The sequence below is a fragment of the Arhodomonas aquaeolei DSM 8974 genome (assembly GCF_000374645.1).
In the GTDB taxonomy this organism is placed as follows: domain Bacteria; phylum Pseudomonadota; class Gammaproteobacteria; order Nitrococcales; family Nitrococcaceae; genus Arhodomonas; species Arhodomonas aquaeolei.
The window spans coordinates 207,098-228,364 of the sequence record NZ_KB894803.1 but is presented as its reverse complement, the minus strand read 5'-3'; the positions used below and the strand labels follow the sequence as shown (position 1 = coordinate 228,364).

Here is a 21,267-nt window from a genome sequence, read left to right as displayed (position 1 = left end):
GCAACGGTGACAGGCAATAGCGCGAGCAGGCAGTATCGTGACTCTCGCGCACGGCAGGGGACGACGACGTTGCAGTATCACGACCTTCGGGAGTTCATCGAGAAGCTGGAGGCGGCCGGCGAGCTCAAGCGCATCAGCCATCCGGTGGACCCGGTGCTGGAGATGACCGAGGTCTGCGACCGCACGCTGCGCCGCGGCGGCCCCGCCCTGCTGTTCGAGAACCCGGTCGGCCACGACATGCCGGTGCTCGCCAACCTCTTCGGAACGCCCCGTCGCGTGGCCCTCGGCATGGGCGCGGACGACACCGAGGCGCTGCGCGAGATCGGCCGGCTCCTCGCCTTCCTCAAGGAGCCTGATCCGCCCAAGGGCATGCGCGATGCCTGGCGGAGCCTGCCGGTGTACAAAAAGGTGCTGGACATGGCGCCGAAGAAGGTCCGCCGCGCGCCCTGCCAGGAGGTGGTGATCGAGGGCGACGACGTGGACCTCTCGCGCATCCCGGTGCAGACCTGCTGGCCCGGCGACGCCGGCCCGCTGATCACCTGGGCGCTGGTCACCACCCGGGGGCCGGAGAAGAGCCGGCAGAATCTCGGGATCTACCGCCAGCAGGTCATCGGGCGCAACCGTGTAATCATGCGCTGGCTCGCCCACCGCGGCGGCGCGCTGGACTTCCGCGACTGGCAGCAGGCCCACCCCGGGGAACCCTTCCCGGTGGCGGTAGCCCTCGGCGCGGACCCGGCGACCATCCTCGCGGCGGTGACACCGGTCCCCGACACCCTCTCCGAGTACGCCTTCGCCGGGCTGCTCCGCGGCCGGCGCACGGAACTCGTGGGCTGCCTGGGCTCGGAGCTGCAGGTGCCGGCGAGCGCGGAGATCCTCCTCGAGGGCCACATCTACCCGGACGATGTCGCGCCCGAGGGCCCGTTCGGCGACCATACCGGCTACTACAACGAGGTCGAGCACTTCCCGGTATTCACCGTCGAGCGCATCACCCACCGGCGCGACCCCGTCTACCACAGCACTTACACCGGCCGCCCCCCGGACGAACCCGCCGTACTCGGGGTCGCGCTCAACGAGGTATTCGTCCCGATTCTGCAGAAGCAGTTCCCCGAGATCGTGGACTTCTACCTGCCGCCGGAGGGCTGCAGCTACCGCATGGCGGTGGTGAGCATGAAGAAACAGTACCCCGGTCACGCCAAGCGGGTGATGTTCGGGGTCTGGTCGTTCCTGCGCCAGTTCATGTACACCAAGTTCGTGGTGGTCGTGGACAACGACGTCGACCCTCGCGACTGGCGGGACGTGATCTGGGCGTTGACCACCCGCATGGACCCGGCAAGGGATACGACGCTGGTGGAGAACACACCCATCGACTACCTGGACTTCGCCTCGCCGGTCTCGGGGCTCGGCTCCAAGATGGGCCTCGACGCCACCTCCAAGTGGCCCGGCGAGACGACGCGGGAATGGGGCACGCCCATCCGCATGGACGAGGCCGTGCGCGAGCGCGTCGACGCCTACTGGGACGAACTGGGTATCAACTGAGACCCCACCCCGCCGGGGGCCGTGCCATCGGCAATCCGGGCGGGGGCAATCCGAGCGGGTGATATCGACCGGCCCTAGGCCCGACGGCGACGTTGGGCGAGAATGGCGCAGAGGCACGCGGAAAGCGGCAGGCACGATGAGCTACCGAGTCCGGATCGAGAACACACAGCACGAGTTCACCGTGGAGGAGGGCGAGGCGGTGCTGAGCGCCGCGCTCCGTCACGGCCTGATCCTGCCCTACAGCTGCCGCGGCGGCACCTGCGGCACCTGCATGGGCAAGGTCGTCGAGGGCCGGGTGAGCTATCCCGACGGACGCCCGCCGGCGCTCTCGGAGGCGGAGGAGGCCGTCGGCCAGGCCCTGTTCTGCCAGGCACGAGCCGACACGGACCTCGCCATCGAGGTGCGCGAGGTCCGCTCGGCCGACGATATCCGGCCACGCAAGCTCCCCTGCCGGGTCGAACGCATGGACACCCTTGCCCACGACGTGCGCCGGCTGTGGCTGCGCACGCCGGGCAACGAACGGCTGCAGTTCCTGCCGGGCCAGTACATCGACTTCCTGCTGCGGGGCAACCGCCGGCGCAGCTTCTCGCTGGCGAACCCGCCCCATGACGACGAGCTGCTGGAGCTGCACGTCCGCCAGGTGCCGGACGGGCGCTTCACCGGCTACATCTTCGAGGAGCTCAAGGAGCGCGCGCTGCTGCGCTTCGAGGGCCCGTTCGGGACATTCTTCCTGCGCGAGGACTCGCCCCGCCCCATCCTCATGATCGGGGGCGGCACGGGCTTCGCGCCCATCAAGTCCATGCTCGAGCACGCCTTCCACCACGGCATCGACCGGCCCATCCACTTCTACTGGGGCGTGCGCGCCCGGCACGACCTCTACCTCGCGGACCTGCCGGAGCGCTGGGCGCGGGAGCACGCGAGCTTCCGTTACACCCCGGTACTCTCCGAGCCCCGGGCCGGCGACCGGTGGAACGGGCGCACCGGCTTCGTCCACGAGGCCGTGATCGAGGACTACCCGGACCTCAGCGGATACGACGTCTACATGAGCGGGCCGCCGCCGATGATCGAGGCCGCGAAGACGGCATTCGCCATCCACGGGCTGGACCCCGGACATCTCTACTTCGACTCGTTCGACTTCGCCGTCGACCCGGAAGACGATCCGGCCTGAGCGGTCACGCCGATGCAATCGGACAGGCGAAAGTCTATACTCGAGCGCTGTTTGTTCAGTGCAGCAGAGACCCACATGCCTTACGTAGATACGGGCGACGCCCGGCTCTACTTCGAGACCCACGGCAACAGCGGCCCCGCCGTCGTCCTGATCATGGGGCTGGGGGGCACCGTCGAGGCCTGGGGCATGCAGATCCCGGCGCTGAGCCGGGAATGCCGCGTGCTGGTAATGGACAACCGCGGCACGGGCCGCACCCAGAGCCATACCGAGAGCTGGACCATCAACGACATGGCCGCCGACGTGCTCGCGGCCATGGACGCCGCCGGTATCGCGGAGGCCCACGTGGTCGGGGTCTCCATGGGCGGACTCATTGCCCAGGCCCTCTACCACATGGCGCCAAAGCGGCTGTGCAGCCTGATACTCGGCTGCACCGGCCCGGGCGTGAACGACCCGGCCTTCGCCCGCCCCGCCCGGGCGGTGGAGGAGATCCTGCATATCGACCGCGAGGCCGTGGGCCACGCCAACGCCGTGCAACGGCTCACCGAGGTGTTCTACCATCCCACCTACCGCGAACGGGTGCCCGACCTCGCGGAGCGGCTGCTGCGCTTCGAGCGCGAGCTCGACGTCGACCCCAAAGGCCCGACCCGCCAGCTCGAGGCGGTCTACAGCCAGCCGGGCCAGGGTGACAGGCTCGCCGACATCGGCATCCCGGTGCTCGTCCTGCACGGCGAGGACGACATCGTCTGGCCCATGGAAAACGGCGAGTATCTCGCCGAGGCCATCCCGGAGGCCCGGCTCCAGCTCTTCCCTGAAACGGGTCACATGCTCATGCTGGAGCGGGCGCGGGAGTTCAACCGCAGCGTACTGACATTCATCCGTGAGCAGGAGTGAGCCGTGACCGCCACCGCCCACAATGCACTCCGGGCCCTCGCCCCTGCCGTCCTGGTGTCGGTGCTGGCCGGCTGCGCGAGCACGCCGCAGACGACACCGGATCAGGCCTACGACCCGCTGGAGGGCGCCAACCGCGAGGTCTACGACTTCAACGAGGGGCTGGACCGCTACGTGCTCGCCCCCGCCGCCCGGGGATGGACGGCCGTCACCAACGAGCCGGTACGCACGGGCGTGGACAATTTCTTCGACAACCTCGCCTATCCGGGCGTACTGCTCAATGACCTGCTCCAGGGCAAGATCGGCTACGCCTTTGCCGACACCGCGCGGTTCATGTTCAATACCACCCTCGGGCTCGCGGGCTTCCTCGATCCGGCGAGCCGCATGGGCCTGCCGGACCGCACCGAGGACTTCGGCCAGACGCTGGGCACCTACGGTGTCGACAGCGGCGCCTACCTCGTCGTGCCGGCGCTGGGACCGTCGAGCACCCGCGACGTCACCCGCTATCCGGTGGCCTACTACACCAACGTGCTGACCTACACCGCGCTCAACACCGTCACCCTGGGCGGGCTGACGGCGCTCAACTTCGTCAACACCCGTGCCCAGCTCGAGGGCACCGTGCGCCTGCGCAACGAGGCCGCACTGGACCCCTACGCCTTCACGCGCTCGAGCTACCTCCAGTACCGCCGCAACCTGGTCTACGACGGCAACCCGCCGGAGAAGGAAGACCCGTACGGCGACCTCTTCGACGAGCTGGATCAGCCGGCCACCGGGGACGGGACCGGCGGCAAAGAGTGAACGGCAGACAACGCACATAGCCGCTCCGCCCCCGCGCATACCATCTTGGATTGCGACGGGAAATGGGGCAGCATGTAGCGGAGTCCGGGGCAAGGAGACGGCAACGGCACCCGGCGCACGGACAAGCGTGATCCCCGACAGCCAACCAGGGAAGGTGGCCAGACATGAGCGATACCTGCCGCGCCCCGCCGTGGGGCCCTGCCTGCACCGCAGTCCCCGCTAGCGGGCGCGATCACACGCCTGCTGCCGTCAGGCGCGCCCGTTAGCGCTGATTCGCCCTCTTCATGGAACGTGAGGGACGCAGACAATGGATGTCCCGCAGCTCGACGCCTGGATCAAGCAGGCCACCTGTGCCGGTCTCGGCCTCAACGACTGCCGCTGGTGCACGCGCCGCGGCCTGCCGATCCTGCCGGTACGCTACGCGATCACCCGTATCGACGAGACCCCGGAGGTCCCGGTGCTGCCGCACGCGCGTGTCGGGGCGCTCTATCCCCGGGACGCCGAGGGGGATCCGGTGCCGCTCGGGCTCGACACCGTGCTCGACGACGAGGGCGAGTGGCACACGGGTCAGCCGCCGCGATGCGGCTACATCCTGCGCCGCCTGCGCGGGGGCTATCTCTACCTCTACGACGAAGGCCACGAGTGCTGGCTCGCCTACCAGGTCACCGATGGCGGTGAGTTCTGGCAGTTCCCGCCGGGCGAGCCGCCGGCGCAGATCGATGATGAGCCGTTCGCCTGCCACCGGCCGGGCAGCCACGCCGCGGCCTCGTTCATCGGGCTGCCGTACCCCCTGGAGGCCGGCCGTGTGTGGTTCGCCTACCTCGAGCGCCCGTGGTCGCTGGCGCAGCTCGAGCGCGTGGCCGGCGACGAGGACTGGCGCAAGCGCCACATGCAGTGCTTCGACGTCGAGGCCTGGCTGAACGACGGCGTCGCCGAGCACGCCTTCGCGCCCTCGCTCATCGGCGAGCAGGTGCCGGAGTGCTGCACCGGGCCGGCCCGCGAGGCGCTGCGCTGGCACCGCTTCCCGCTCGCCGCGGGCGTGGACGACGCCGAGGCGCTGATCGAGGCGATGACCACCCAGGCCCGCCACGACGCCGGCCTGCAGGGCAAGCACGGCCAGGCGGTGATGCTCGCCGTGCACGACGAGGTCGGCATCCTCGAGGAGCTCAACGCCTACCGCCAGCAGCCGCTGGAGCGCATGCGGCTGTTCCAGGCCGAGGGCGACAACGCCCGGCGCTCGCTGTGGCTGGCCTCGGTCCGGCGCCTCGTCGCGGCGCTGGACGCCGCCGCCGATAACCGCATGAGCGAGGTGGACGAGACCTACCAGGCGCGGATGTCGGCGGTCTACGAGCGCCTGGAGGCCGAGCGCCGGGCGGCGGAGCGGCAGTTCGCCAGGGAACTCGCCGAGGCCGACGGCGAGGCGGAAAGGCGCACCATCCGCGAGCTGCAGCGCAGAAAGCGCGACCTGTGGGTGAACGGTTATCCGCGCTGCGAGGTGACCCCGGAGTACCTGCGACTCAAATCCGAGCGGCACCGAAAGCTGCACACCCTCGAGCGCACCCTCGACGACACCATCCAGGAGTTCTCCGAGTACTACGACGACGAGCGGCCCGGCGACGTCGTCGCCGAGCTCGCCGACTACCAGGCCGCCATCGAGACCGACACCCCGCGGCTGGACGCTGACTACGCCCAGTGGCTGGTCCACGGCCTCGGCGAGGCGCTGGCCCGCTACGAGCCGGACGACGTCCACAGCGGCCTGCGCGTCACCGAGATCCTCGCGGACGTGCTCCAGGGCGGCATACTCTCCGCCAACAGCCGCTGGGCCTGGGAGCAGCTCCTCGACGGCCTCGGGCAGGCCGACGGGCTGCTGCTGCGCGCCTACTTCCACAACCACCGCGCCAGCACCGGGCGTTTCGTCGCCGACAGCGCCGCGCTGGAGGAGGCCGGCGATGCCACCCTCGAGCTCGAGACGCTCAAGAGCTGGTACCAGCAGCTCAAGGCGCTGCACGCCGTGCACGCGCAGGGCTGGGCGCTGCCCGAGCTCGCCGCCTTCCGCCGCAGCATCGAGCGGCTCAACGGTATCGCGGTGAGCGCACTCACCGCCGTGCTCGGCCACCAGGCCAGCGCACCGGTGCGTGGCGGCGGGCCGCCGGCGATCGACATGCCCGTGACGATGCGCTTCGCCCGGCTGCTGCAGATCACCGCCCTGGGCCTGGACCCGGAGGCGGCGTTCCACACCCGGGCCAGCTTCCTCGGCGAGCTCGACATCAGCGTCGGCGCCTATCACGGCATGGTGAACGCCATCACCTATGACCTCGCCGACGCCGGTGACCCGCAGACGTATCATCATGCCGAGGCCACCGGGGACGGCCGGCGCGTGGGCGGCAACGTCGCCGGCGTCGCCATCACCGACGAGAACCGCGTGCGCGTCCCCTGGCTCATCCCCCACGACGAGCGCGCCGCGCTGCTGCCCTATCTCGACGACGAGCGGCGCTTCACCGACGGCGGCCCGCCCCCCGTGCTGCGCCTCGACGACGACGCCGTCTTCGAGCAGCAGCGGCGCATCAGCAAGCGGCTGCGCAGCACCGACAACCCCTTCCGCTTCCTCGACGCGGTGTTCAGCGTCGCCGGCCTCTTCCAGGCCGCCCGGGCCGTCCACGACGAGCCCGACAGCCTCGAGAACTGCTGGCAGCTCATCGGCGCCGTCGCCGGCACCGCCGAGTTCGTCGTCAACGGCGCCGCCGAACTCCAGCAGGCGCGCCGCGGCATCGCCGCCGCCGGCCCCGCCACCACGGGGCGGCTGCTCTCCGGGCCCCCGAAGACGGCCCTGACCCGGGCGGCGAAGCACCTTGGCGTGGCCACCACGGTCATCGCCATCATCGACGGCTTCCGTGAGTTCGCCGAGGCCGCCGCGCTGTCACGGCGCGGCGCCGTGGCCCGCCAGGTCTACGGCCATGCCTTCCTCGGTGGCATCGGGCTCGCCGGTGGCCTGATCGCGCTGGCCTGCTCCTCGGCGGTGCTCGTCCCCGCCGTGTTCACGCTGATCACCCTCGTGACCGTGAGCCTGCTACGCCAGCTCGTGCCGCTGAACATCCGCATCTGGCTGCGCCGCAGCCTCTACGGCGTCCAGCAGGAGGACTACCGCTACGAGCCCTTCCACAGTGCCGGGGAGGAGCAGGAGGCGCTGGCGATGGTGCTGCGCGGCATCGTCTTCGACATGACGGTCACCGACCTGCAGGGGAGCGTCGGGGGCACGCTCATGCTCGCCGACGCCTACCAGAGCGGTGTCGCCGGGACGATCGCGTGGACCGAGGAGGCGGTCCGAACCCCCGAGCTGACCTTCACGCTGACGGTCCCCGAGGCGCTCCACGGGGTGGTCCGGGTGAGGATCGAAGAATCCTCTCCCGGTCAAAAGGCTAATCCGATCGCCAAATTCGAGCACCAGCAGGGCGACACGGACGACAAAAACCATGATGCCCAGGACCGATTCGAGGCGCTGGCACACGGAAAACCCCTGTCCGAGAAGACGAAGGTACCGCTGGAGATCGAGACCCGGGACGGGCAGACGAGCATCAGCGGCAGGGTCGAGGTCAGTGCCGGGGCCACGCGCATCGTCGCCGAGGTGCAGTACTTCAGTCTCCGCCGCGCCTGGCCCGTGGCCAACGACAGGTTCCCGCTGCGCCTCACGAGGAGTTAATGATGACATCCCCCTTACGCGTGTTCTGCCTCCTGGCCCTGGTACTCGCCATAGCCCTGAACGCCCGGGCCGAGGTCGCCTTCCCCGAGCCCGGGGGATTCATGGATGCCGTCTATGACCAGGACTTCCCGGCCAACCTCGAGGCCGCCCGCAATGGTGATGCCAGAGCACAGGCCCTGGTCGGGGCCGCGTACGCCATTGGCGTAAAACGACAGGACGTCCCCGTCGATGGCCGGAAGGCGGCCAAGTGGATCAAGAAGGCCGCCGCCCAGGATCTCGCCGAGGGCCTCTACTGGCTGGCCGGCATGTACGCCGCCGGCTACACCGTGGAGAAGAGCCCGGAGAAATGGCTCGAGCTCACCGCCGAGGCCGGCGAGCAGGGCTTTCCCAAGGCGCAGAGTGAACTCTGGCTCACTTTCAGGGACGGTGATGAAAGGAACAACATTGAGCCGGATGACGAGAAATACCTGTACTGGCTCAGGAAGTATGCCCAGAGCGGTGCGACGATCGCCATGCGGGAACTGGCGGGCGTCTACCTGCAGGGCAAACTGGTCGCCAAGGATGAAAAACGGGCCTTCCAATTAGTTCAAAAGGCCGCGGAGAAGGACGATTTGATCGCACAGGGATACTTGGGCGATTACTACGCGAAAGGCATCGGCACCGAAAAGGACCTGGTCAAGGCGTACATGATGTACGACCTCGGCGGTACCGGCGACATCGAGAAGAAAGAGGCGCTGGCCGAGAACATGACCGACGAGCAGGTCCAGGAGGCCATCGCCCGCTCCCGACGCTGGCAGGAAGAGCACAACAGCGTACGCCCCAGCTATTACGGGCTGAAGCACCAGCCCGACGGCAGCTATCGCTGAGGCGGGCCAGCGCCTCACGAGGAGCTAAAGATGACGATCCCCACACGCGTACTTGGCCTCGTGGCCCTGGTACTCGCCATAGCCCTGAACGCCCGGGCCGAGGTCGCCTTCCCCGAGCCCGGGGGGTTCATGCACGCCCTCTACCGCCAGGACTTCCCGGCCAACCTCGAGGCCGCCCGCAACGGTGATGCCAGAGCACAGATCCTCGTCGGGGTGGCATATACGATCGGACTCGATCGCCAGGACGTGCCCATCGATTTCCCCAAGGCCGCCAAGTGGATCAAGAAGGCCGCCGCCCAGGATCTCGCCGAAGGTCTCTATGCCCTGGGGGGCATGTACGCCGCCGGCTACACCGTGGAGAAGAGCCCGGAGAAATGGCTCGAGCTCACCGCCGAGGCCGGCGAGCAGGGCTTTCCCAAAGCGCAGAAAGAACTGTTTTATGCGTTCAGGGACGGCGATGAGAGGAACAACATTGAGCCGGATGACGAGAAATACCTGTACTGGCTCAGGAAGTATGCCCAGAGCGGTGCCTCCGATGGCATGTCGGAGCTGGCGGGCAAGTATGAACACGGCCATATCGTTGCCAAGGACGAGAAAAAGGCGTTCCAGTTAATGAAAAAGGCAGCGGAAATGGACGACCTAACCGCACAGGGATGGCTGGGTGACTACTACGCCCAGGGCATCGGCACCGAAAAGGACCTGGTCAAGGCGTACATGATGTACGACCTCGGCGGTACCGGCGACATCGAGAAGAAAGAGGCGCTAGCCGAGAAGATGACCGACGAGCAGGTCCAGGAGGCCATCGCCCGCTCCCGCCGCTGGCAGGAGGAGCACAACAGCGTACGCCCCAGCTACTACGGACTGAAACGCCAGCCCGACGGCAGTTATCGCTGACTCCGGCCGGTCATTGACGGCGCCGTCGCACCCGCGACCGCGCAATGCAGCATCAACCGATCTCCGATAGCAGACGCCGCACCGCATCATGGGCGCTGCGGGCAAAGCCGCCGCCGAAGAGATTGAAGTGGTTGAGCAGGTGGTAGAGCTGATAGAGGGTGCGCCGGACCGGATAGCCGGCGTCCCGCGGCCAAACGGCGTCGTAGGCAGCGTGAAAATCGGCGGGGAATCCGCCGAACAGCTCGGTCATCGCCAGGTCGCACTCGCGGTCGCCGTAGTGCACGGCGGGGTCGTAGATGACGGGGGCCCCATCTCCGTCGAAGGCGGCGTTGCCGCCCCAGAGGTCGCCGTGGAGTAGTGACGGCACGGGTTGGTAGCCGCTGAACAGCCCGCCAAGGCCGTCGCGCAGGCGCTCGCCGTCGCGGATCAGGCCCGTGGGGGCGCCCTGCTCGGCCGCCAGGGCGAGCTGGTGGCCGAGCCGCCGCTCGGCAAAGAAGGCGACCCAGTCGGTCATCCAGGCATTGGGCTGGGAGGTGGTACCGATGGTGTTGTCCCGGTGCCAGCCGAAGCGTTCGGCGGTGGTGGCGTGCATGGCGGCCACGGCCTCGCCCATGCGGTGCCAGCCGTTCCGCCGGGGCTGGCCGAAATCGATCCACTCCAGCACGAGATAGGCCCGGCCCCCGGCCACGCCCCGGGCGACGACCGCCGGCACGCGCGGCCCGCCGCGGGCGGCCGCCAGCTCGGCGAGCCCCTCCGCCTCGGCTTCGAACATCGCCGCGTACCCGGGATCGTTGAGCTTGACGAAGCATTCACCGAGACGCACGGCGTGATTGATGTCGCCACCTGCCACGGGCATCCCGGCGCCGGCCGGGCGCTCTCCGGTGGCGGCCTCGATCGCGTCGAGAACCTCGCCCGGGACGGCGGTCACGGCGCCACCATCGCATCGGCCACCGGCAGGCGCCGGGTTCGATTGCGCAACTGCACCGGCAGCGCCATGGCGTCCAGCGCCGACGGGTCCGCCCCACTCCAGCCCGCCTGCTCGTGAGCATGGGCGATGGGCAGGTCGCAGCGGATGCGCGTGAGCCGGCGCGAGAGGAACGCCTGCTCGCGGTGGGTCTCCAGCAGCCCCCGCACCCGTCGCGCCCCGCGCACGCCGCTCTCGGCGACCTGGTCCAGGTCCGCATACAGGTCGTCGAGGCTGCCGGCACGGGCCAGCAGCGCGGCGGCGGTCTTGGTGCCGATGCCGGGCACCCCGGGGATGTTGTCCACGGCATCGCCGGCGAGCGCGAGCAGGTCCGCGACCCGCCCGGGCGGCACACCCAGCGTCTCCTCGACCCCGGCCGGATCCAGCCAGCGGTCGCGCGCGGCGTCCCACCACCAGTCGCCCGGCTCCAGGAGCTGGGCATAGTCCTTGTCCGCGGTGACGAACACCATGTGGTAGCCCGCCTCGCGCCAGTGCCGCGCCGCGCTGCCGACGAGGTCGTCCGCCTCGTAGCGCGGACTCGCCAGGGTGGCCACGCCGAGCGCCTCGGCGAGCTCGCGGCAGACGCCGAACTGGCGCTCGAGCTCCGGCGGTGGCGGCGGGCGGTTGGCCTTGTAGTCGGGATAGAGTTCGTTGCGGAACGAGGTGGTCAGGCTCTCGTCGAAGGCGCAGACCACGTGGCTCGGCCCCTCGTACTCGATGAGATCGCAGAGGAAGCTCCCGAAGCCGTGGACGGCATTGGCGCAGGCGCCGCTATCGTCGCGGACCGCCTCGGGCACGGCGAACCACGCACGGAAGATGTAGAGGCTGGCGTCGATCAGGTACAACGGCCGGTACACGGCTCTCCCATGGGGCTGTCGGGTACCGCAGGCAGTGTAGGCAAGCGCCCGCGCCTTGGCCAGCCGGCGCGGCTCACGCGTGCGGCAGCATGCCCCGGCGCTCGCGCAGCGGACTGCGCCGCGGGAAATGCGCGCGCAGGAACGCCATCTGGTCGGCGAGGATGCGCCGGCCCTGGAGGTAGACGTACTCGGCGTGGGTCGGCGTGAACGGCACCGCGAGCAACTGCATGCCCACCTCTTCCGGGGCGTGATGCCCCTTGTGGTTGTTGCAGCGCTTGCAGGCGGTGACCACGTTGTTCCACACGTCCAGGCCACCGCGGCTCACCGGTTTGACGTGATCCCGGGAGAGGAGACTCACGCGCAGGCGCTCGCCGCAGTAGAGGCAGATGTGGTCGTCGCGACGGAAGAGGGTGGCGTTGTTGAGGGGGGGAATGTAACCGGCGCGGCCCTTGAGTGCCGCCTGGGCGGTGCCTTCGGTGGCGATGATCGAGTTGACGTCGATAACGCTGCGCCTGCCCGTCACCGCGTTGTATCCGCCCCGTATGCGATAGAGCCGCTGGCCGCAGGCGAAAGCCACCTGCTCGAGATAATAGAGCCGCACCGCGTCCTGGTAGGTGATCCACTCCAGCGGCATGCCGGAGACATCGGTGCGGAGTATGTGGTGCTCAAGGCCCCTCATCGATACACCCCGCCTTCCCGCCGCCCTGCGACGGGTCTTGGATGAATCCTTTATTCCATACCCACACTCTGCCGCGCAACCGTTACACGCGCCTGACAGCGGCTCCGGCGCCCGCAGAGGGCGGGATCATGGCATTAGGATAGAGGCAAGCTATCTAAAATATACTTTCCATAGGTTAGACCCTAGCACCGAACCCCCATATACTGGTCGATCGGTCGACCCGTGTGGTCCCGCCCGCGCTACGCCGCCCGCCGGCGGCCATGGTGCGGCGGGCCGGGCACTACACTGGTACGCGTGGGCCTGCCCCAGCGCTGCCGAGGCACGCCCGCGGGCATGCTGCGCCGGCGCGGCACCACCAGCGCGTCCGGACCGATCCGGCCGGCCCCGGCGGGGGGAACCCCCGACCCGCCACGACGGGGAACGGCACCGGATACAACAGCACGACAATACGGGAGACAGTTTAATGACGATCAAAGTTGCCGTGCCCAGGGAAACGGCGCCCGGCGAACGCCGGGTGGCACTGGTACCCAGCGTCGTCAAGCAGCTCGACAAGCTCGGCGTGGAGGTCCTGCTGCAGGCGGGCGCCGGCGAGTCCAGCGGCTTCAACGACGCGGACTACGAGGGCGTGACCGTCGTCGACAGCGCCGACGAGCTCTACGCCGCCGCCGACGTGGTCCTGCGGGTCCAGCCGCCGACGGTGGAGGATGCAGGCAAGCTCCGCGAAGGCAGCTGCCTGCTCGGCTTCATGGCCCCCCACGAGGGCGACAGCCGGATCAAGAACCTGCTCAAGCGCCGTGTCACGAGCTTCTCCATGGAGCTGGTGCCGCGCATCACCCGCGCACAGTCCATCGACGCCCTGTCCTCGCAGGCGAGTCTGGCCGGCTACAAGTGCGCCCTGTTAGCCGCCTCGCGCAGCCCGCGGCTGTTCCCGATGCTCACCACCGCCGCGGGCACCATCCGCCCGGCCAAGGCGCTGGTCATCGGCGCTGGCGTGGCCGGCCTGCAGGCGATCGCGACGGCCAAGCGCCTGGGTGCGATCGTCGAGGCCTATGACGTGCGCTCGGCGACCAAGGAGCAGGTGGAGTCCCTCGGCGGCAAGTTCATCGACACCGGCGTGAAGGCCGAGGGTGAGGGCGGCTACGCCCGCGAACTCACCGACGACGAACGCCGTCAGCAGCAGGAGGTCCTCGCGGACCATGTCGCCGCGGCGGACGCGGTGATCACCACCGCCGCCATCCCCGGCAGGCCAGCACCCAAGATCATCGACAAGGCCACGGTGGAGCGCATGAAGCGCGGCGCCGTGATCGTGGACATGGCCGCGGAAACCGGGGGTAACTGCGAGCTCACCAAGGCCGGCGATGACGTCGACCACAACGGTGTGATCATCGTCGGCCCGCGCAACATCGCCAGCTCCGCGGCCACCCACGCCAGCGAGATGTACTCGCGCAACCTCTACAATCTGCTGACGCTGCTGGTCAAGGAAGGCGAGCTCACGCTCGACTGGGACGACCAGGTCATCGCCGACAGCTGCCTCACCCACGACGGCGAGGTCCGGCACGAGCCCACGCGCGAGCGCCTGGAAGGAGGGAACAAGTAATGGTCATCGAAGGTTTTGTCGCCCTGTACATCTTCATGCTCGCCGCGTTCACCGGCTACGAGGTGATCGCACGCGTGCCGGTGATCCTGCATACCCCGCTGATGTCGGGGTCGAACTTCGTCCACGGCATCGTCGTCGTCGGCGCGATGGTCGCGCTCGGCCACGCCGAGACCGGCGTTGAGCAGCTCATCGGCTTCTTCGCCGTGCTGCTGGCCGCCGGCAACGCGGTCGGCGGCTACGTGGTGACCGAACGTATGCTCGAGATGTTCAAGAGCAAGGACGAGCAGTAAGCAGGGGGCCTGTCGATAATGAATAACGTGGTACAGCTTTCCTACTTCCTGGCGGCCGTGCTCTTCATCCTCGGCCTCAAGGGAATGAGCTCGCCGAAGACGGCCCGCAAAGGCATCGTCTGGGCGGGCGTGGGCATGGTCATCGCCACCGTGGCCACTTTCTTCAAGCCGGATCTCCACGGCGCGACCAACTACACGCTCATCGTCATCGCCATCGGCGTAGCCGGCGTTCTCGCCTGGTATTCGGCACGCAAGGTCGCCATGACCGACATGCCGCAGATGGTCGCGCTCTACAACGGCATGGGCGGCGGCGCGGCCGCGGCCATCGCCGCCGTGGAGCTGATCAAGGCGGTGGACAGCGTCGGCGCCGAGGCGATGGTGCGGGTGCGCGAGTTCGCCGCGGCCAAGGACCTGACCATCGAGCAGGCGCAGGTGCTGATCGGCGGCAACTCCACCGTGGGCCACGCCCTGGGCGCCGACGTCGCCATCCTCGGCCTGGTCGGCGCGCTCATCGGCACGGTGGCGTTCACCGGCTCGCTGGTGGCCTGGGCCAAGCTCGACGGCCGGCTCAAGCGCAACCGCCTCATCCCGGCACAGCAGCTGGTGAACATCGTGGTCTTCGCCGCGGCGATCATCTTCGGCATCTGGAGCTTCTACAGCGACAGCCTCGCAGTGCTGGTGATCTTCTTCGCCCTCGGCCTGCTCTTCGGCGTGTTCATGGCCGTGCCGATCGGCGGCGCCGACATGCCGGTGGTGATCTCGCTGTTCAACGCACTCACCGGCCTCGCCGTCGGCTTCGAGGGCTACGTGCTCGGCAACCCGGCGATGATCATCGCCGGTACCGTGGTCGGCGCGGCGGGCTCGCTGCTCACCCAGCTCATGGCCAAGGCGATGAACCGCCCGCTGACCAACGTGCTGTTCAGCGGCTTCGGCACCACCGAGTCCGCCGAGTCCGAGGGCCCCGAGGGCGAGATGAAGGAAGTTCAGGCCGAGGACGCCGGCATCATGATGGCCTACGCCAGCCAGGTGATCATCGTCCCCGGCTACGGCATGGCCGTCGCCCAGGCGCAGCACAAGATCTGGGAGATGGTCGAGCTGCTGCAGGACAAGGGCGTGACCGTGAAGTTCGCCATCCACCCGGTGGCGGGCCGCATGCCCGGGCACATGAACGTCCTGCTCGCCGAGGCGGGTGTCCCCTATGACATGATCTATGACATGGAGGACATCAACGCCGAGTTCGCGACCACCGACGTGGCCCTGGTTATCGGCGCCAACGACGTGGTCAATCCGGCGGCGAAGACCGACGAGTCCAGCCCCATCTACGGCATGCCCATCCTCAACGTGTCCGACGCCGAGAACGTCATCGTGATCAAGCGCGGACGCGGCACGGGCTTCTCCGGGGTGGAGAACCACCTGTTCTTCGCGGACAACACCCGCATGCTCTTCGGCGACGGCCAGAAGGTCGCCGGCGAGCTGGTTCAGGTGGTCAAGCAGTTCTAACCGCCGGCAAGACACTCCGGCAACACGAAAAGGCCGCCCCCCGGGGCGGCCTTTTTTTGGTTGAGCGCGCCTTGCCGGGAAGTGGCCACAGGCGATGACCAGGGAGCCGGGGCCGTCGTGCCCTCCTCGACCACAGGCCCGTTCATGGCCGCGATCACACCGACACCAGGCACGACCGCAGAGGTGTCCGGCAACACCACCACCGCCGTCCGTTGCCACGAGTAACCGACCTTGTGTTCGCGACGGCCGGGACTAATAGACACGTAGGTCGTGCACCGTGAGGTGCGCGACGTCCCGGGCGTTGCAGCGAAACATCGCACACGGCCAGAGGCCGTGCACGACCTACGCGGGGCCGTCTCCGTCGTGGGGCGACTGCCCTGCTTCGTGGCGATCTGTTTACGCCCGCGGCTCAGCTCAGGTGGTGGACCTCGGGCATGCCGTACACCGGGGTGTCGATGCCCTCCATCCGCGCCTTGAGCTGCAGCGCCAGGTAGTGGGAGTAGTGGCGCGACTGGTGCAGGTTGCCGCCGTGGAACCACAGCGCCGGCTGCTGCGTGGGCTTCCACATGTTGCGCAGCTCGCCTTCCCACGGGCCGGGGTCGCGCTTGGTGTCCGAGCCCATGCCCCAGCACTTGCCGACCCGGTCGGCGACCTCCTGGGAGATGATCTCGGCGGCCCAGCCGTTCATGGAGCCGTAGCCGGTGGCGTAGACGATCAGGTCCGCCGGCAGCTCGCTGCCGTCGGTCAGCGTCACCGAGCGCTCGTTGATGCGCTCGATGGTCACGCCGCTGCGTATCCCGATCTCCCCCTGGGCGATGAGCTCCGAGGCACCGACGTCGATGTAGTAGCCCGAGGCCCGGCGGAGGTACTTCATGAACAGCCCCGAGCCGTCCTCGCCGAAGTCGAGAGTGAAACCGGCCTCCTCGAGGCGCCGGTAGAACGCCGCGTCCTCCTCGGCGATGCGCTCGTACACCGGGATGTGGAAGTCCGGCATGATCCGGAAGGGAATGGAGGCGAAGGTCATATCCGCCCGGTGGGTGGTGATGCCCGCATCCACCGCTTCCTGGGAGTACAGCGGCCCCAGGGCGTGGGTCATCAGCGACTCGGACTTGACCACGTGGGTGGAGGAGCGCTGGACCATGGTGACGCGGGCACCGTTCTCCCAGAGATCCGCGCTGATGTCGTGGGCGGAGTTGTTCGCGCCCACAACGACGCACTGCCGGTCCGCGTACGCCTCGCCACTGGTGAACCGGCTGGAGTGGCACTGCTCGCCCCGGAAATCCGCCGCTCCCGGGAAATCGGGCACGTTGGGCATGCCGGACATGCCGGTGGCGAGCACCAGCTGGCGGGGGCGCAGCGTCACCGGCCGGCCCTCGCGCTCGACGTGGACGACCCATTCCCCGGCGTCCTCGTCGTAGGCCGCGCTGCGGCACTCGGTGGAGTGCCAGTAGTTCAGCTCCATGACGCGGGTGTACATCTCCAGCCAGTCGCCGATCTTGTCCTTGGGCGAGAACACCGGCCAGTGATCGGGAAAGGGCAGGTACGGCAGGTGGTCGTACCAGACCGGGTCGTGCAGGCACAGCGAGCGGTAGCGCTTGCGCCAGGAGTCCCCGGGGCGGGCATTACGCTCGACGATGATGGTCGGCACGCCCATGCGCCGCAGGCGCGCCCCCAGGCCGATCCCGCCCTGGCCGCCGCCGACGATCACGCAGTAAGGCTGCTCCTCGTAGCCCAGGCGCCGCTGCTCCTCCTCCCGGGCCTCCAGCCAGGTCTGGCGGTTGCGCACGATGCCGTGCTCGGCCCCCATCGGCCGCCGCTTTCCGGCGGGCTCCGGAAAATCCCTCAGCGCCGTCATAGCCGTAAGCAGCGTCCAGCAGCGGCCGTCGCGGTCCAGCCGGATATGGCCCTCACCGTGCGCCGTCGCCGTCGAGAACGTCAGCCACCCTTCACTGACACCGTCGGCCTCGCCGGCCTCCCCATCCAGCCGCCACTGCGACGGGCGGGTATGCTCGAGTGTGGCGGCCAGCATGTCCCGTACGGCATCCCGGCCCTCCACGGTCTTGATGTTCCAGGTGAACGTGACGAGGTCCCGCCAGTAGCACTCGTCGGCGAACATCGACACGGCGGCCTCGACGTCGTGACGCTCCAGAGCGGCGCCGAAGTCCCGGAGCCACGCGTTCACCCGGGTGGTCGCGTCATCCACGACTGCGTTCATGGTCTCTCCTCCATGGTGCTGGTTTATCGTGCAGCGGGCGCGATGGCCCACCGGGGGTGACGGAGCAGTGTTCGTGCCAGCCCCGCCGCCGCGGCCGGCGGATGACACAAGCCACTGATTGAACGTCTTTTCCTGGATTCCCCAGAGTGCCGCGGGGCAGTCTTGAAGGGACTGCATACCCGGCCATGGCGTTACAGGTGTAACGCCATGGCCGGGTATGCTTTACACATGTAACGTGCTGTTTTTAATAAAAACATGTCGGGTTGACAGCACATGGGGCGGGGGTAAGCTGGAGAATCTACGCCCGCACGAGACGGCGCGGACAACAGAGGCGGACCGGCATCGTACGGCGAGGGACGGCCGGCAGCACCACCGCCCGCCCGTGGAGGAGAGACGATGGCGCTCAGGGGCGAGCAGCGCTCGCACATCGATGCGATCATCCGTTGCGCGGGAAGTGATCTACCGATCCCGGGCAAGGCCTCGCTGATCGAGCGCTCCTGGAAACGCTGCGTGCTCGAGCACGGTCTCGACCCGAGCCGCCCCCGGGCGGCACGTATCGTTACCAGCGAGACCCTGCGTGAGCACCAGGATCGCGCCGACGAGCTGCTCAACGTCGCCCGCGCCGGGGTCGAGCAGCTCTACCGGCAGGTCGCGCAGCTCGGCTACGTCCTCCTGCTCACCGACCGCCGCGGCATCACCGTGCAGTTCCTCGGCGAGCGTGCCGACGACCGCCGGCTGCGCCGCGCCGGGCTCTATCTCGGTGCGGACTGGCGCGAGCATCACGCCGGCACCTGCGGCGTGGGCACCTGCATCGAGGAGGGGGTTTCCCTCACCTGCCACCGCGACGATCACTTCGACGCCACACACATCGGGCTCACCTGTACTGCAGCTCCGATCACCGATCCCGCCGGCGACGTCATGGCGGTGCTCGACATATCGGCGCTGGACTCCCCGGGCGACGCCGCCAGCCAGAGCTTCGCGCTGCAGCTGGTCCTGCTTCACGCGCGCATGATCGAGGACGCCTACTTCCTGCGCCGCTACCGCGACCATCACATCTTCCGCTGCGGCAGCTCGCGCGAGTTCGTGCACGTCAACGGCGAGCGGATGTTCGCGCTGGACGGGGACGGCACCGTGATCGCCGCCAACACCGCCGGCCGCGCCCTGATCGCACGCCACCCGTGGCCGGCAACGAGGGCGGACGGCAGCCGGCCCCACCCGCCCATCCACCACCTGCTCGACTGCGAGCTCACCGACATCTGGAGCATCCCGCTCGCCTCCGATGACCAGGTCCGTGCCTTCCGCACCCGCGGCGACGGCGAGATCCTCTTCGGCACGGTGCTGGAACCCCGGCGCCGGTCCGGCAGCGGGACCGGCATCCCCCCGGCCGACGGGGAAGCGGTACCGGCCCTCGACGCCCTCGCCGCGGACGATCCGTCCATGCGCAAGACCCTGTCCATCGCCCGGCGGCTGCGCAACGAAACGGTGAACATCGTGATCACCGGGGAGACCGGCACCGGCAAGGAGCGCCTCGCCCGGGCCATCCACGACTCCAGTCACCGCGCCCGTGGCGCGTTCGTTGCCGTCAACTGTGCCGCCATACCGGAAGCGCTGATCGAGAGCGAGCTGTTCGGCTACCGAGCCGGCGCGTTCACCGGGGGACGCAGCCGGGGCATGCAGGGATTACTCCAGCAGGCCGACGGCGGCACCCTGTTTCTCGACGAGATCGGGGACATGCCGCTGCACCTTCAGACCCGGCTGCTGCGGGTGCTCGCCGAGCGCGAGGTCACCCCGCTGGGGGCGGACCGGCCGGTGGGCGTGGACCTGCGGGTGATCGCCGCCACCCACCGGGACATCAACGAAATGGTCACCGAGGGCGGCTTCCGCGAGGACCTCTACTACCGCCTCAACGGTGCCACGCTGCGGCTGCCGCCGCTACGCGAACGCGCCGACCGGCAGTACATCATCGAGCGGCTGTTCGCCGCGCTCAGCCGCGAACGGGACAGCCACGTGCGACTGCGCGCGGACACCATCAGCGCCCTGCTCGCCTACCCCTGGCCGGGGAATATACGCCAGCTCCGCAACGCCCTGGCCTACGCGCTGGCCACCGGCGAGGGCACGGAGATCGCCGTCACCGACCTGCCCGAGGAGTGCCGCACCGGGGCCGGCAACCGCGAGGCACCGCCCCCGGAGGCGGCGGCGCTGCCACCGGACGGCCAGGCCCTGCACGAGGCCCTGCGCCACTCGCGCTGGAACGTCAGCGCCGTCGCCCGCCAGCTCGGCGTCTCCCGGCCCACGGTCTACCGCCGGATGCAGCGCTTCGGCATCATCGCCCCGCATCTGCGCTAGCGGCACTTGCATCGGATCCGGCACGCTCTGCCGATGCCGGGGTCTGGAAATGCGCCAGCAGGAAATCGACCATCGCCCGGACCTTGGGCGCCGGGTAGCGGCTCCACGGATACACCGCGTACACGCCGGCGTCGGTGAACCGGTAGTCCGGCAGGACCTCCACCAGCTCGCCGCGGGCCAGCGGGCCGGCCACATAGTGGGCGGGGAGCTGGGCGATCCCCAGGCCCTTGAGGGCGGCATCCAGCAGCGCCAGGCCGTTGTTGCAGCGCAGCCGGCCACGGACACGGCGATCCTCCCGGCGGCCGTTGATGGAGAAGGTCCAGTAATCGGTGGAGCCCACCAGGCACTGATGGCGGGCCAGCGCCTCCGGCGACGCGGGGTGGCCGTGGCGCGCGAGATACCCCGGCGAGGCACACACGTGCAGCCGCCGCGGGGCGAGGCGGCGGGCCACGAGGCTGGAATCCTTGAGGCTGCCGAGGCGCACGGCGAGGTCGAAGCCCTCCTGCACCAGGTCGACCACGCGGTTGGTCAGCTCCAGCTCCACGCTGATCTCCGGGTACTGGAGCATGAAGTCGTTCACCGCCGGGGCGAGGTAGTGCTCACCGAAGTAGGTGGCGCAGCTCATTCGGATCAGCCCCCGGGGGGCGGCCTCCATGGCCTGCACCGAGCGCTCCGCCGCGTCCAGCGCGGTCACCAGCGAGCGGCATTCCTCGAAGTAGCGCCGGCCGCTGTCGGTCAGGCGCAGCTGGCGGGTGGTGCGGTGGAGCAGCTGTACGGCGAGGCGCCGCTCCAGGCGCTGGATCGCCCGGCTGGCGAACGAGGGCGAGGTCCCCAGCGCCCGGGCACCGGCGGAGAAACCGCCCTCCTCGACCACGGCCACGAAGGCCTCGACATCATCCCATCGACTCATTGATGCAATTCTGCAAAAGACTAATGATACTTTTGCACTTTATCGTGTATTCGGGGCTTCCT

General features: G+C 68.9%; 16 protein-coding genes. 11 read left to right on the top strand and 5 right to left on the bottom strand.

Going from position 1 to position 21,267, the window contains the following annotated elements; all coding sequences use genetic code 11:
* The first annotated feature begins 69 nt into the window (after positions 1–69).
* The 7 genes from ubiD to C516_RS0106780 all read left to right on the top strand — a co-directional run bounded on the left by ubiD (position 70) and on the right by C516_RS0106780 (position 9,847).
* A complete protein-coding gene (gene ubiD, locus C516_RS0106810) occupies positions 70–1,536 on the top strand; it encodes a 4-hydroxy-3-polyprenylbenzoate decarboxylase (RefSeq protein ID WP_018717615.1) in 1,467 nt (488 codons plus the stop codon).
* Between the two features lie 136 nt (positions 1,537–1,672).
* Positions 1,673–2,704, top strand: a complete 1,032-nt coding sequence (locus C516_RS0106805) for a CDP-6-deoxy-delta-3,4-glucoseen reductase (protein ID WP_018717614.1) — start codon at positions 1,673–1,675, stop codon at positions 2,702–2,704.
* A 75-nt stretch (positions 2,705–2,779) separates the two neighbouring features.
* Positions 2,780–3,595 carry an alpha/beta fold hydrolase gene (locus C516_RS0106800; protein WP_018717613.1) on the top strand — a complete coding sequence of 272 codons (816 nt, stop codon included), beginning with the start codon at positions 2,780–2,782 and terminating at the stop codon, positions 3,593–3,595.
* A 3-nt stretch (positions 3,596–3,598) separates the two neighbouring features.
* The gene (locus C516_RS0106795) at positions 3,599–4,390 is read left to right on the top strand and encodes an MlaA family lipoprotein (protein ID WP_018717612.1); all 792 of its coding nucleotides are present in this window, start codon (positions 3,599–3,601) and stop codon (positions 4,388–4,390) included.
* 307 nt (positions 4,391–4,697) lie between these two features.
* Positions 4,698–8,087, top strand: coding sequence for a T6SS effector BTH_I2691 family protein (locus tag C516_RS0106790; protein ID WP_018717611.1), 3,390 nt, complete (start codon positions 4,698–4,700; stop codon positions 8,085–8,087).
* A gap of 2 nt (positions 8,088–8,089) precedes the next feature.
* The gene (locus tag C516_RS0106785; protein WP_040409294.1) at positions 8,090–8,953 is read left to right on the top strand and encodes a tetratricopeptide repeat protein; all 864 of its coding nucleotides are present in this window, start codon (positions 8,090–8,092) and stop codon (positions 8,951–8,953) included.
* Positions 8,954–8,983: 30 nt separating this feature from the next.
* The gene (locus tag C516_RS0106780) at positions 8,984–9,847 is read left to right on the top strand and encodes a tetratricopeptide repeat protein (protein ID WP_018717609.1); all 864 of its coding nucleotides are present in this window, start codon (positions 8,984–8,986) and stop codon (positions 9,845–9,847) included.
* A gap of 52 nt (positions 9,848–9,899) precedes the next feature.
* On the opposite strand, the gene C516_RS0106775 is transcribed toward C516_RS0106780, so the two are convergent.
* From C516_RS0106775 to C516_RS0106765, 3 genes are all read right to left on the bottom strand, one after another.
* Positions 9,900–10,775, bottom strand: a complete 876-nt coding sequence (locus tag C516_RS0106775; RefSeq protein ID WP_018717608.1) for a fructosamine kinase family protein — start codon at positions 10,773–10,775, stop codon at positions 9,900–9,902.
* Positions 10,772–11,668 (bottom strand): 5'-3' exonuclease, encoded by an 897-nt coding sequence (locus tag C516_RS18860; RefSeq protein WP_156831152.1) that lies wholly within the window; start codon positions 11,666–11,668, stop codon positions 10,772–10,774. The genes C516_RS0106775 and C516_RS18860 overlap by 4 nt, the downstream gene beginning before the upstream one ends.
* Positions 11,669–11,741: 73 nt before the next feature.
* On the bottom strand, positions 11,742–12,347 hold the full coding sequence (locus tag C516_RS0106765; protein WP_018717606.1) for an HNH endonuclease: 606 nt from the start codon (positions 12,345–12,347) through the stop codon (positions 11,742–11,744).
* A gap of 463 nt (positions 12,348–12,810) precedes the next feature.
* On the opposite strand from C516_RS0106765, the gene C516_RS0106760 reads away from it, so the two are divergent.
* From C516_RS0106760 to C516_RS0106750, 3 genes are read left to right on the top strand one after another with little or no spacing between them, the layout of a single operon-like run.
* Positions 12,811–13,944 (top strand): Re/Si-specific NAD(P)(+) transhydrogenase subunit alpha, encoded by a 1,134-nt coding sequence (locus tag C516_RS0106760; protein ID WP_018717605.1) that lies wholly within the window; start codon positions 12,811–12,813, stop codon positions 13,942–13,944.
* Positions 13,944–14,234 (top strand): NAD(P) transhydrogenase subunit alpha part 2, encoded by a 291-nt coding sequence (locus tag C516_RS0106755; protein ID WP_018717604.1) that lies wholly within the window; start codon positions 13,944–13,946, stop codon positions 14,232–14,234. Before C516_RS0106760 ends, C516_RS0106755 begins: the two co-directional genes overlap by 1 nt.
* A gap of 18 nt (positions 14,235–14,252) precedes the next feature.
* Positions 14,253–15,734, top strand: coding sequence for an NAD(P)(+) transhydrogenase (Re/Si-specific) subunit beta (locus C516_RS0106750; RefSeq protein WP_018717603.1), 1,482 nt, complete (start codon positions 14,253–14,255; stop codon positions 15,732–15,734).
* A gap of 409 nt (positions 15,735–16,143) precedes the next feature.
* Here C516_RS0106750 and C516_RS0106745 read toward each other — a convergent pair whose 3' ends face one another.
* The gene (locus C516_RS0106745; protein WP_018717602.1) at positions 16,144–17,949 is read right to left on the bottom strand and encodes an NAD(P)/FAD-dependent oxidoreductase; all 1,806 of its coding nucleotides are present in this window, start codon (positions 17,947–17,949) and stop codon (positions 16,144–16,146) included.
* 396 nt (positions 17,950–18,345) lie between these two features.
* Between C516_RS0106745 and C516_RS0106740 the strand changes: the two genes are divergently transcribed.
* Positions 18,346–20,295: a sigma-54-dependent Fis family transcriptional regulator gene (locus C516_RS0106740; protein WP_018717601.1), complete on the top strand. Its 1,950-nt coding sequence runs from the start codon at positions 18,346–18,348 to the stop codon at positions 20,293–20,295.
* Here the strand turns inward: C516_RS0106740 and C516_RS18855 are convergent.
* The gene (locus C516_RS18855) at positions 20,273–21,205 is read right to left on the bottom strand and encodes a LysR family transcriptional regulator (protein WP_040409293.1); all 933 of its coding nucleotides are present in this window, start codon (positions 21,203–21,205) and stop codon (positions 20,273–20,275) included. The genes C516_RS0106740 and C516_RS18855 overlap by 23 nt on opposite strands.
* Positions 21,206–21,267 lie beyond the last annotated feature (62 nt).